Origin of the sequence: Escherichia sp. 20412-1, assembly GCF_003027595.1 — a bacterium.
GTDB classification, from domain to species: Bacteria; Pseudomonadota; Gammaproteobacteria; order Enterobacterales; family Enterobacteriaceae; genus Escherichia; species Escherichia marmotae.
In genome coordinates this window covers 97,444-109,858 of record NZ_PYQM01000002.1, presented here as the reverse complement: position 1 = coordinate 109,858, position 12,415 = coordinate 97,444, and the positions used below count along the sequence as shown (strand labels likewise).

9 protein-coding genes are annotated in these 12,415 nt (G+C 51.7%); 6 read left to right on the top strand and 3 right to left on the bottom strand.

Annotated features, from left to right (window positions below; all coding sequences use genetic code 11):
• The gene (locus C7B16_RS02225) at positions 1–771 is read right to left on the bottom strand and encodes an electron transfer flavoprotein FixA (RefSeq protein WP_107179311.1); all 771 of its coding nucleotides are present in this window, start codon (positions 769–771) and stop codon (positions 1–3) included.
• A 472-nt stretch (positions 772–1,243) separates the two neighbouring features.
• On the opposite strand from C7B16_RS02225, the gene caiT reads away from it, so the two are divergent.
• The 6 genes from caiT to caiE all read left to right on the top strand — a co-directional run bounded on the left by caiT (position 1,244) and on the right by caiE (position 8,421).
• Complete coding sequence (gene caiT / locus C7B16_RS02220; RefSeq protein WP_000650969.1) at positions 1,244–2,758, top strand: L-carnitine/gamma-butyrobetaine antiporter; 1,515 nt, start codon at positions 1,244–1,246, stop codon at positions 2,756–2,758.
• 28 nt (positions 2,759–2,786) lie between these two features.
• Positions 2,787–3,929 (top strand): crotonobetainyl-CoA dehydrogenase, encoded by a 1,143-nt coding sequence (caiA, locus tag C7B16_RS02215; protein ID WP_107179310.1) that lies wholly within the window; start codon positions 2,787–2,789, stop codon positions 3,927–3,929.
• A 160-nt stretch (positions 3,930–4,089) separates the two neighbouring features.
• Entirely contained in the window at positions 4,090–5,307 is a 1,218-nt protein-coding gene (gene caiB, locus C7B16_RS02210) for an L-carnitine CoA-transferase (RefSeq protein WP_000349948.1), read from the top strand.
• Between the two features lie 72 nt (positions 5,308–5,379).
• A complete protein-coding gene (caiC, locus tag C7B16_RS02205; RefSeq protein WP_107179309.1) occupies positions 5,380–6,933 on the top strand; it encodes a crotonobetaine/carnitine-CoA ligase in 1,554 nt (517 codons plus the stop codon).
• Positions 6,934–7,039: 106 nt separating this feature from the next.
• Positions 7,040–7,825 (top strand): crotonobetainyl-CoA hydratase, encoded by a 786-nt coding sequence (gene caiD, locus C7B16_RS02200; protein ID WP_107179308.1) that lies wholly within the window; start codon positions 7,040–7,042, stop codon positions 7,823–7,825.
• A 5-nt stretch (positions 7,826–7,830) separates the two neighbouring features.
• The gene (caiE, locus tag C7B16_RS02195; RefSeq protein WP_000122899.1) at positions 7,831–8,421 is read left to right on the top strand and encodes a carnitine operon protein CaiE; all 591 of its coding nucleotides are present in this window, start codon (positions 7,831–7,833) and stop codon (positions 8,419–8,421) included.
• 118 nt (positions 8,422–8,539) lie between these two features.
• Here caiE and caiF read toward each other — a convergent pair whose 3' ends face one another.
• Both caiF and carB read right to left on the bottom strand, forming a co-directional pair.
• The gene (gene caiF, locus C7B16_RS02190; protein WP_000333133.1) at positions 8,540–8,935 is read right to left on the bottom strand and encodes a carnitine metabolism transcriptional regulator CaiF; all 396 of its coding nucleotides are present in this window, start codon (positions 8,933–8,935) and stop codon (positions 8,540–8,542) included.
• Between the two features lie 259 nt (positions 8,936–9,194).
• The gene (gene carB, locus C7B16_RS02180; RefSeq protein WP_001126327.1) at positions 9,195–12,413 is read right to left on the bottom strand and encodes a carbamoyl-phosphate synthase large subunit; all 3,219 of its coding nucleotides are present in this window, start codon (positions 12,411–12,413) and stop codon (positions 9,195–9,197) included.
• Between the last annotated feature and the right edge of the window lie 2 nt (positions 12,414–12,415).

The following is a 12,415-nucleotide window of genomic DNA, read 5'->3' as shown; positions in this document are numbered from 1 at the left end:
TTAAATGACTTTGCGAAGATTTTCAGCAAATGCGGCGATCTGTTCTTCGCCGTCGCCTTCAATCACGATGCGCTGACGCTCGCGCTGTTTCGGTGCGGCAACCTGTTGTTCAGACCAGACTGCCTGTGCGTTAAAACCGATATCCGCCGCCGACCACACCTGAACTGGCTTTTTCGCCGCGCCAAGAATGGCTTTCATCGAAGGAATTTGTGGGGCATTGATATCAGTGGAAACAGCAACGACCGCAGGCAGCGGGATGCTTAAAGTTTCTGTTTCATCTTCCAGTTCGCGCTCAACGGTGAGGGTATCTGCCGTCAGGGAGAGGATTTTGCTGACACCGTTAACTGCCGGAATGTTGAGGATTTCACCCACCAGCAGACCAACCTGCTGGGCATAAAGGTCGGAAGAACCGTCACCACAGAGGATCAGATCAAAGCCTGCTTTCTGCGCCACGGCAGCCAGTGCAGTCGCAGTTTGTTGCGGCAGTGCCTGCTCGAACTGGTCATCAATCACCACAATCAGTTCATCCGGGCCGCGAGACAGCACATCTTTACGTCCTTTGGCGTTAGTCAGGGCTTTGCCGCCCACACTTAAAGCCGTCACCTGCGCCTCAGTCGCCTGCTGTTTTAACTGGCAAGCCGCTTCAATAGCGTTCAGATCATATTGGCTTATTTTCGCATCGGCTTTGCTGAGATCTAATGAACCATCAGCATTATTGATCGCAATATCCTGTTCATCAGGCACGCACTTATAGCAAGTAATAATCTTCATTGCATCTCCAGAAATCATGAAGGAAACGTCGTTCATATCGGTGGTGTTAATTACAGATATCACGTCATTTAATTCTGGAATAAAACTTTAATCACCAATATTGAAAATGTCACACGTAGATAAATCCAACTTTCAATATTGTTAAGCGCCTCACCAATATTGAAAACACGGTATTGAAAGAAGAAATTTTCAATATTGTTTTATGGATCACCAATATTGAAAGTCAGATGCTGGATTTTCACTCAAAACCAAACTCATTTAGTTGATTAATAACGAATATTTAAATTAAAACACTCTGTTTTTATCCGATAAAAACCTGTGATTACCATCACAGAATACAGCCAATTGAATACCCATTATGAGTTAGCCATTCACGCGTTCACGAGGTTAATAATAATTATATTAAATGTTAACAAAAATAAAACAAACGGGAACGTAAAATAAATATTTATTTTTACAGTGGAATTAACTCATGAAAGATGAAAAAAGAAAAACGGGAATAGAACCGAAGGTATTCTTTCCGCCGTTAATAATCGTTGGCATACTTTGCTGGCTTACAGTCAGAGATTTGGATGCGGCGAATGTCGTTATTAATGCCGTATTCAGTTACGTCACCAATGTATGGGGATGGGCATTTGAATGGTATATGGTGGTCATGCTTTTCGGCTGGTTCTGGCTGGTGTTTGGCCCGTATGCCAAAAAGCGTTTAGGTAACGAACCACCCGAGTTCAGTACCGCCAGTTGGATCTTTATGATGTTCGCCTCCTGTACGTCAGCCGCCGTGCTGTTCTGGGGATCGATTGAGATCTACTACTACATCTCCACGCCGCCATTTGCTTTAGAGCCAAACTCCACTGGCGCGAAAGAGCTGGGGCTGGCCTACAGTTTGTTCCACTGGGGGCCGTTACCGTGGGCGACTTACAGTTTCCTTTCCGTCGCCTTCGCGTACTTCTTCTTCGTTCGTAAAATGGATGTGATTCGCCCCAGTTCCACCCTGGTGCCGCTGGTGGGTGAAAAACACGCCAAAGGGTTGTTTGGTACTATCGTCGATAACTTCTACCTGGTGGCGCTGATCTTCGCAATGGGCACCAGTCTCGGCCTTGCCACACCGCTGGTGACCGAATGTATGCAGTATCTGTTTGGTATTCCGCATACCCTGCAACTGGATGCCATTATCATTACCTGCTGGATCATCCTCAACGCTATCTGCGTGGCCTGTGGTCTGCAAAAAGGGGTAAAAATCGCCAGCGATGTGCGCAGCTATTTGAGTTTCCTGATGCTCGGCTGGGTGTTCATCGTCAGCGGTGCCAGCTTCATCATGAACTACTTCACCGACTCGGTGGGGATGTTGCTGATGTATCTGCCGCGCATGCTGTTCTATACCGATGCCGTTGGCAAAGGCGGCTTCCCGCAGGGATGGACCGTATTCTACTGGGCATGGTGGGTGATTTACGCCATCCAGATGAGCATCTTCCTGGCGCGTATCTCCCGTGGTCGAACCGTGCGTGAACTGTGCTTCGGTATGGTGATGGGGCTGACAGCATCCACCTGGATCCTGTGGACTGTACTCGGTAGTAATACTCTGCTGTTGATGGATAAAAACATCATCAACATTCCGAATCTGATCGAACAGTACGGCGTGGCGCGCGCCATCATCGAAACCTGGGCCGCTCTGCCTCTCAGCACCGCCACCATGTGGGGCTTCTTTATTCTCTGCTTTATTGCCACTGTCACCCTGATTAACGCCTGCTCTTACACCCTGGCGATGTCCACCTGTCGTGAAGTGCGCGACGGCGAAGAACCACCGCTGCTGGTGCGCATTGGCTGGTCAATTCTGGTTGGCATTATCGGCATTGTTCTGCTGGCGCTCGGCGGCCTGAAACCGATTCAAACCGCCATTATCGCCGGAGGATGCCCGCTGTTCTTCGTCAACATTATGGTGACGCTCTCCTTTATTAAAGACGCGAAACAGAACTGGAAAGATTAATTACCCCCAAATATCAAGAGGTTGAAAGATGGATTTTAATTTAAATGATGAGCAGGAACTGTTTGTCGCCGGTATCCGAGAACTGATGGCCAGCGAAAACTGGGAAGCCTATTTTGCCCAGTGTGACCGTGACAGCGTCTACCCGGAGCGTTTTGTCAAAGCCCTGGCGGATATGGGTATCGACAGTCTGCTGATCCCGGAAGAGCACGGTGGTCTGGACGCGGGATTCGTTACCCTCGCCGCGGTGTGGATGGAACTGGGTCGTTTGGGGGCACCAACTTATGTGCTGTACCAGTTGCCGGGCGGGTTCAACACTTTCCTGCGTGAAGGTACGCAGGAGCAGATCGACAAGATCATGGCTTTCCGCGGCACCGGTAAGCAGATGTGGAACTCAGCGATTACCGAACCGGGCGCTGGTTCCGATGTGGGTAGCCTGAAAACGACTTATACCCGTAGAGATGGTAAGATTTATCTTAATGGTAGTAAGTGTTTTATTACCAGTAGCGCCTACACCCCATATATCGTGGTGATGGCGCGCGACGGCGCTTCTCCGGACAAACCTGTCTACACCGAATGGTTTGTCGATATGAGCAAACCAGGAATCAAAGTGACCAAACTTGAGAAGCTCGGTCTGCGTATGGATAGCTGCTGTGAAATCACCTTTGACGATGTGGAACTGGACGAGAGCGACATGTTCGGTCACGAAGGTAACGGCTTTAACCGCGTAAAAGAAGAGTTCGACCACGAACGTTTCCTGGTAGCCCTCACCAACTACGGTACTGCGATGTGCGCCTTTGAAGATGCGGCGCGCTACGCCAACCAGCGCGTGCAGTTTGGTGAAGCGATCGGTCGTTTTCAGTTGATTCAGGAAAAATTCGCCCATATGGCGATCAAATTAAACTCCATGAAAAACATGCTCTATGAAGCAGCGTGGAAAGCGGATAACGGCACCATTACTTCTGGCGATGCGGCAATGTGCAAATACTTCTGCGCCAATGCGGCATTTGAAGTGGTGGACAGCGCAATGCAGGTGCTGGGCGGTGTCGGGATTGCGGGCAACCACCGCATCAGCCGCTTCTGGCGTGACCTGCGTGTAGACCGCGTCTCCGGAGGATCTGACGAAATGCAGATCCTGACGCTGGGTCGTGCGGTGCTGAAGCAATACCGCTAAGTCCGTGCGCTGCCTGATGCGCTTCGCTTATCAGGCCTACAAGAGCACAAATGCAGGCCGGATAAGGCGGTTACGCCGCATCCGGCAACCGTGCGGCGATGCCTGATGCGCTTCGCTTATCAGGCTTACAAAGGCTACACACATTTTTCAGGAGCTAATAATGGATCATCTACCGATGCCGAAATTCGGGCCGCTGGCCGGATTACGGGTTGTCTTCTCCGGTATCGAAATCGCCGGGCCGTTCGCCGGACAAATGTTCGCAGAATGGGGCGCAGAAGTTATCTGGATCGAAAACGTCGCCTGGGCCGACACCATCCGCGTTCAACCAAATTACCCGCAGCTTTCCCGCCGCAATTTGCACGCGCTGTCGTTAAATATCTTCAAAGATGAAGGCCGCGAAGCGTTTCTGAAATTAATGGAAACCACCGATATCTTCATCGAAGCCAGTAAAGGCCCGGCCTTTGCTCGCCGTGGCATTACTGATGAAGTGCTATGGCAGCACAACCCGAAACTGGTTATCGCTCACCTGTCCGGTTTTGGTCAGTATGGCACCGAGGAGTACACCAATCTTCCAGCCTATAACACCATTGCACAGGCCTTCAGTGGCTACCTGATTCAGAACGGCGATGTTGACCAGCCAATGCCTGCTTTCCCGTACACCGCTGACTACTTCTCCGGCCTGACCGCCACCACCGCGGCGCTGGCAGCACTGCATAAAGTGCGCGAAACCGGCAAAGGCGAAAGCATCGACATCGCCATGTATGAAGTGATGCTGCGCATGGGTCAGTACTTCATGATGGACTACTTCAACGGCGGCGAAATGTGCCCGCGCATGACCAAAGGGAAAGATCCCTACTACGCCGGTTGCGGTCTGTACAAATGTGCCGATGGCTACATCGTGATGGAACTGGTGGGCATTACCCAGATTGCAGAGTGCTTTAAAGATATTGGCCTCGAGCATCTGCTCGGTACACCGGAAATTCCGCAAGGCACTCAGCTTATCCACCGTATCGAATGCCCTTACGGCCCTCTGGTAGAAGAGAAACTCGATGCCTGGCTGGCGGCACACACGATAGCAGAAGTAAAAGAACGCTTTGCCGAACTGAATATCGCCTGCGCCAAAGTGCTGACCGTGCCGGAGCTGGAAAGCAATCCACAGTACGTTGCCCGCGAATCAATCACCCAGTGGCAAACGATGGATGGCCGTACCTGCAAAGGGCCGAACGTTATGCCGAAATTCAAAAATAACCCTGGCCAAATCTGGCGCGGAATGCCGTCGCACGGCATGGACACCGCTGCCATTTTGAAAACCATCGGCTACAGCGAAAACGACATTCAGGAGTTGGTCAGCAAAGGTCTGGCCAAAGTTGAGGACTAAACGCGTGGTGCTAGTTGGCTTGCCTGACTAGCACCCGCCCAATAACAAACGAACAAAATGGATAGAGGTGCAATGGATATCATTGGCGGACAACATCTACGTCAAATGTGGGACGATCTGGCGGACGTTTACGGTCATAAAACGGCGCTAATTTGTGAATCCAGCGGCGGGAACGTCAACCGGTATAGTTATCTTGAGTTAAATCAAGAAATTAACCGCACGGCAAACCTGTTTTATACGCTGGAAATTCGCAAAGGCGACAAGGTCGCGCTGCATCTCGACAACTGCCCGGAGTTTATCTTTTGCTGGTTCGGGTTGGCAAAAATTGGCGCGATTATGGTGCCGATTAATGCCCGACTGCTGCGTGAAGAGAGCGCGTGGATCCTGCAAAACAGCCAGGCGTGTCTGTTGGTGACCAGTGCACAATTTTATCCTATGTATCGGCAGATTCAGCAGGAAGATGCCACGCAACTACGGCATATTTGCCTGACCGATGTGGCGCTTCCCGCTGGTGATGGTGCCAGTTCGTTTGCACAACTAAAAACTCAGCAACCTGCAACCTTGTGCTATGCACCGCCGTTATCGACCGACGATACGGCGGAAATTCTTTTTACCTCCGGTACAACCTCCCGCCCGAAAGGGGTGGTAATTACCCATTACAATCTGCGCTTCGCCGGATATTACTCCGCCTGGCAATGTGCAGTGCGTGACGATGATGTCTACCTGACGGTGATGCCTGCGTTTCATATCGATTGCCAGTGTACTGCGGCGATGGCGGCATTTTCGGCGGGTGCGACCTTTGTGCTGGTGGAAAAATACAGCGCCCGCGCCTTCTGGGGGCAAGTACAAAAGTATCGCGCCACCGTCACCGAATGTATTCCGATGATGATCCGCACCCTGATGGTACAACCACCTTCTGCGAACGATAGGCAACACTGCCTGCGGGAAGTGATGTTTTACCTCAACCTGTCAGAGCAGGAAAAAGACGCGTTTTGTGAACGCTTCGGCGTCCGCTTGCTGACGTCTTACGGGATGACAGAAACCATCGTCGGCATTATCGGCGATCGCCCCGGCGATAAGCGTCGCTGGCCGTCGATTGGTCGTGCAGGATTTTGCTACGAAGCGGAGATCCGCGACGATCACAATCGCCCACTCCCCGCGGGGGAGATTGGCGAAATCTGCATTAAAGGCGAACCAGGGAAAACCATCTTCAAAGAATATTTTCTCAATCCGCAGGCCACCGCCAGAGTCCTGGAAGCCGATGGCTGGTTGCATACCGGCGATACGGGATACCGCGACGAAGAGGGCTTTTTTTACTTCGTCGATCGTCGCTGCAATATGATCAAACGCGGTGGCGAGAATGTCTCTTGTGTAGAGCTGGAAAATATTATCTCCGCGCATCCAAAAATTCAGGACATTGTGGTCGTTGGTATTAAAGATTCTATTCGTGATGAAGCCATCAAAGCGTTTGTGGTGCTGAATGAAGGCGAAACATTGAGCGAAGAAGAATTTTTCTGCTTCTGTGAGCAGAATATGGCGAAATTTAAAGTGCCATCTTATCTGGAAATCAGAAAAGATCTGCCGCGTAACTGTTCGGGGAAAATAATCAGAAAGAATCTTAAATAAATGAAACCGCGGGAATTATCCCGCCAGCTAATAATCACACCATAAAATAATATGCATTTTTTGCAGGGCATTGTCATCCCTGAAAAAGCAAAAATGGAGAAAAGGAATGAGTGAATCATTACATCTGACCCGCAATGGATCAATTCTGGAAATTACCCTTGACCGTCCAAAAGCTAATGCAATTGATGCTAAAACCAGCTTTGAAATGGGCGACGCATTTCTTAATTTCCGTGACGATCCGCAATTACGCGTCGCCATTATTACCGGTGCCGGAGAAAAATTCTTTTCCGCTGGCTGGGATTTAAAAGCGGCAGCAGAAGGCGAAGCACCAGATGCTGACTTCGGCCCAGGCGGTTTTGCCGGATTAACTGAAATTTTCAATCTCGATAAACCGGTCATCGCAGCCGTGAACGGCTACGCCTTTGGCGGTGGCTTTGAACTGGCGCTGGCAGCAGATTTTATTGTTTGTGCCAATAACGCCAGTTTTGCCCTACCGGAAGCTAAACTGGGCATCGTTCCGGACAGCGGCGGCGTGCTGCGTCTGCCGAAGATCCTGCCGCCTGCTATCGTCAATGAAATGGTGATGACTGGCAGACGGATGGGCGCAGAAGAGGCGCTGCGTTGGGGGATTGTCAACCGCGTGGTTAGCCAGGCGGAGCTAATGGATAACGCCCGCGAACTGGCACAGCAACTGGTTAATAGCGCCCCGCTGGCGATTGCGGCGCTAAAAGAGATCTACCGCACCACCAGCGAAATGCCGGTCGAAGAGGCGTATCGTTTTATTCGCAGCGGCGTGTTGCAACATTACCCTGCAGTGCTGCATTCGGAAGATGCCATTGAAGGGCCACTGGCGTTTGCTGAGAAGCGCGATCCAGTGTGGAAAGGGCGTTAACAACCGTGAGCTATTACGCCTTTGAAGGGTTAATTCCGGTGGTTCACCCGACGGCGTTTGTTCATCCCAGTGCAGTATTGATTGGCGATGTAATTGTGGGAGCCGGCGTTTACATCGGCCCCCTCTCCTCGCTACGCGGTGATTACGGACGGCTGATTGTACAAGCAGGAGCCAATATTCAGGATGGCTGCATCATGCACGGCTACTGCGACACTGACACCATTGTGGGGGAAAACGGTCATATCGGTCATGGTGCTATCCTGCATGGCTGTATGATTGGCCGTGATGCCCTGGTCGGGATGAACAGCGTGATTATGGATGGCGCGGTCATTGGCGAAGAAAGCATTGTTGCCGCCATGAGTTTTGTCAAAGCGGGCTTTAGCGGCGAGAAACGTCAGTTGTTGATGGGCACGCCAGCCCGTGCGGTGCGCAGCGTCAGCGATGAAGAGTTGCACTGGAAGCGGTTGAATACCAAAGAATATCAGGATTTGGTCGGGCGCTGCCATGCATCGTTACGAGAAACACAGCCGTTGAGGCAAATGGAGGAAAATCGCCCCCGTTTACAGGGGACGACGAATGTGACGCCAAAGCGGTAACATCGTCGGACGTGGCGTAAATGCCTTATCCGACCTGGCCGGAGAGCCCCCGTAGGCCAGATAAGATGCACCAGCATCGCATCCGGCAACCAGGTCTCGCGATATCCACAAGATTAAATTAACGACGCATACTCTTTGATAACATCATCTGCCACTTCTGCTCGCGGTTAAGCTCCGTGAGCGGAACGGTCGGAATACGCGGCGTCTTTCTTACGCCGACTAATTTTTCCCGGCTATTATTCCGCAGACGCGCATAAATTTGTGCATCAATCTCAACCACTTTTACTAACCGCTGACACTGACATCCCCGCCCTTCCAGCTTATTAGGGATCATCTTAACTTCGCAGCTTATTTCTGCGACCTCCGACAGAATATAAGTCAGGGTATTAATCGCCTTGCTGTGTTCAATATCGAAATGAATAGAGATCTCTCTTGCCGTCACCCACCGGTTTTCAACCATCATCCATTCGGCAATTAACAAATAGAGTGGTTTTTCAACATATCCTTCACACATACAAACTCCAGTTTCACAAATTAAAAATCTGGCTATGACTCGTTTTAAGCAATTAAACAAGGCCATATTAAAATTGTAGTTATATCGATAATATGCAACTTCACTGTTGATAAGTGTGAGCTAAATCCTGCTTACATCATCAAAAATATAGATTTCAGGAAAGATTTTCCTTATTGGTAAAAAAAACGGTTCTCATCAGAGAACCGTATTAGATATTTGATCAAAATGGCGGATAAAACATATCCGCCATGACACTCCATTATTTGATCTGCGCGTGCATTTCCTGTACCGAAATCACTTTTTCGGTCGCATCGGCATTCAGCGCCATTGCGGTAGCGAAACCGCCATTCAGGGTGGTGTCGTAATGCACTTTATATTGCAGCGCACTGCGACGAATCACGCGGGAGTCTTCAATCGCACGACGGCCTGAAGTGGTGTTGATGATATAGGTATATTCGCCATTCTTAATACGATCCTGAATGTGCGGACGACCTTCATGCACCTTGTTAACCAGACGCGGGTTGATGCCCGCTTCACCCAGCACAATCGCTGTACCGTGGGTTGCATCCAGCTCGAAGCCCTGCTTCAGCAGTTTTGCTGCCAGGTCCACTACACGCTCTTTGTCGCCTTCGCGCACGGAGAGCAGCGCACGGCCCTGTTTCTTCATCGTGGAGTTGCTGCCCAACTGTGCTTTAGCAAACGCTTCAGCGAAGGTGCGACCAACACCCATCACTTCCCCGGTAGAGCGCATTTCTGGCCCTAACAGCGGGTCAACGCCCGGGAATTTGTTGAACGGCAGTACCACTTCTTTCACCGAGTAGTACGGCGGGATAACTTCTTTAGTCACGCCCTGCTCAGCCAGCGATTTACCTGCCATCACGCGTGCCGCCACTTTCGCCAACGGAACACCGGTGGCTTTGGAGACGAACGGAACGGTACGCGCCGCACGCGGGTTAACTTCAATCAGGTAGACTTCGTTGTTTTTCACTGCAAACTGCACGTTCATCAGGCCGCGCACCTGCAATTCGAAGGCCAGTTTCTGCACCTGCTGGCGCATTACATCCTGAATTTCCTGACTTAACGTGTATGCAGGCAGAGAACACGCTGAGTCACCGGAGTGCACACCAGCCTGCTCAATATGTTCCATAATGCCGCCAATCAGCACCATTTCGCCGTCGCAGATAGCGTCCACATCGACTTCTACCGCATCATCGAGGAAGTGATCCAGCAGCACGGGGGCATCATTGGACACGCTCACCGCGGTCTGGAAGTAACGACGCAGGTCGGCTTCGTCGTAGACGATCTCCATCGCCCGACCGCCAAGAACATAAGACGGACGCACCACCAGCGGGTAACCAATCTCTTTCGCCTTCTCAACTGCCATCTCAATAGCAGTAACGGTGGCGTTCGCCGGTTGCTTCAGTTTCAGACGGTCAACCGCGTGCTGGAAGCGTTCACGGTCTTCCGCACGGTCGATGGCATCCGGACTGGTGCCAATAACCGGTACACCAGCGGCTTCCAGCGCGCGCGCCAGTTTCAGCGGAGTCTGACCGCCGTACTGGACGATAACGCCTTTCGGTTTCTCGATGCGCACAATTTCCAGCACATCTTCCAGGGTTACCGGCTCAAAATAGAGACGGTCGGAAGTGTCGTAGTCGGTGGAGACGGTTTCCGGGTTACAGTTAACCATAATGGTCTCAAAACCGTCTTCGCGTAGCGCCAGCGAGGCGTGTACGCAGCAGTAGTCAAACTCGATACCCTGGCCGATACGGTTCGGGCCGCCGCCGAGCACCATGATTTTGTCACGCGTGGACGGATTCGCTTCGCACTCATCTTCATAGGTGGAGTACATGTACGCAGTGTCAGTCGCAAATTCTGCGGCACAGGTATCAACGCGTTTGTAGACCGGGTGCAGGTTGTACTGGTCGCGCAGTTTGCGGATTTCCGCTTCGCGCACACCTGCCAGTTTAGCCAGACGCGCATCGGCAAAACCTTTGCGTTTCAACTGGCGCAGGAAGTCAGCGTTCAGGCCAGTGATACCCACTTCTGCCACTTTCTCTTCCAGACGCACCAGCTCTTCAATTTGTACCAGGAACCAGCGGTCAATGTTGGTCAGGTTAAAGACGCCGTCTACAGACAGGCCCGCACGGAAGGCATCTGCGATGTACCAGATACGCTCTGCGCCTGCATCTTTCAGTTCACGGCGGATTTTAGTCAGGGCTTCCGGATCATCGAGGCTCACTTTCGGATCGAAACCGGTCGCGCCCACTTCCAGGCCGCGCAGGGCTTTTTGCAGCGATTCCTGCTGCGTGCGACCAATCGCCATCACTTCACCAACCGATTTCATCTGGGTGGTCAGACGGTCGTTAGCCCCGGCAAATTTCTCGAAGTTAAAGCGAGGAATTTTGGTGACCACGTAGTCAATGGACGGCTCGAAAGAGGCCGGAGTACGACCGCCGGTGATGTCGTTCATCAGTTCGTCGAGGGTGTAACCGACCGCCAGTTTCGCCGCCACTTTGGCAATCGGGAAGCCAGTGGCTTTCGACGCCAGCGCCGAAGAGCGGGATACACGCGGGTTCATTTCGATAACAATCAGACGACCGTTTTTCGGGTTAACCGCAAACTGGACGTTGGAACCGCCCGTTTCAACACCGATTTCACGCAGTACCGCCATCGAGGCGTTACGCATGATTTGATATTCTTTGTCGGTCAGCGTCTGGGCTGGCGCTACGGTAATGGAGTCACCGGTGTGGATGCCCATCGCATCGAAGTTTTCGATAGAGCAGACGATGATGCAGTTGTCGTTTTTATCACGCACCACTTCCATCTCGTACTCTTTCCAGCCAATCAGCGACTCGTCAATCAGCAGCTCTTTGGTTGGGGAGAGATCCAGACCGCGAGCGCAAATTTCTTCAAACTCTTCGCGGTTATAAGCGATACCGCCACCACTACCGCCCATAGTGAAGCTGGGGCGAATGATGCACGGGAAGCCCACGTCAGCAGCAACCGCCAGTGCTTCTTCCATTGAGTGCGCGATACCGGAACGCGCGGTTTCCAGACCGATTTTCTTCATCGCCACGTCGAAACGGCGACGGTCTTCTGCTTTATCAATCGCGTCGGCGGTGGCACCAATCATGGTTACGCCGAACTCTTCCAGTACGCCCTGGCGCTCCAGTTCCAGTGCACAGTTCAGCGCTGTCTGGCCGCCCATCGTTGGCAGAACTGCATCCGGGCGCTCTTTTTCGATAATTTTGCGTACTACTTCCCAGTGAATCGGCTCAATGTAGGTCGCATCGGCCATTTCCGGATCGGTCATAATGGTCGCCGGGTTGGAGTTCACCAGAATGACGCGGTAACCCTCTTCACGCAGGGCTTTACATGCTTGCGCGCCAGAGTAGTCAAACTCACACGCCTGGCCGATAACAATCGGGCCAGCACCCAGAATCAGGATACTTTTTATATCTGTACGTTTTGGCATGG

Excerpts from the sequence above, each read along its gene's own strand:
- C7B16_RS02225 (WP_107179311.1), bottom strand. The coding sequence starts at position 771 with ATGAAGATTATTACTTGCTATAAGTGCGTGCCTGATGAACAGGATATT.
- caiT (WP_000650969.1), top strand. The coding sequence starts at position 1,244 with ATGAAAGATGAAAAAAGAAAAACGGGAATAGAACCGAAGGTATTCTTT.
- caiA (WP_107179310.1), top strand. The coding sequence starts at position 2,787 with ATGGATTTTAATTTAAATGATGAGCAGGAACTGTTTGTCGCCGGTATC.
- caiB (WP_000349948.1), top strand. The coding sequence starts at position 4,090 with ATGGATCATCTACCGATGCCGAAATTCGGGCCGCTGGCCGGATTACGG.
- caiC (WP_107179309.1), top strand. The coding sequence starts at position 5,380 with ATGGATATCATTGGCGGACAACATCTACGTCAAATGTGGGACGATCTG.
- caiD (WP_107179308.1), top strand. The coding sequence starts at position 7,040 with ATGAGTGAATCATTACATCTGACCCGCAATGGATCAATTCTGGAAATT.
- caiF (WP_000333133.1), bottom strand. The coding sequence starts at position 8,935 with ATGTGTGAAGGATATGTTGAAAAACCACTCTATTTGTTAATTGCCGAA.
- carB (WP_001126327.1), bottom strand. The coding sequence starts at position 12,413 with ATGCCAAAACGTACAGATATAAAAAGTATCCTGATTCTGGGTGCTGGC.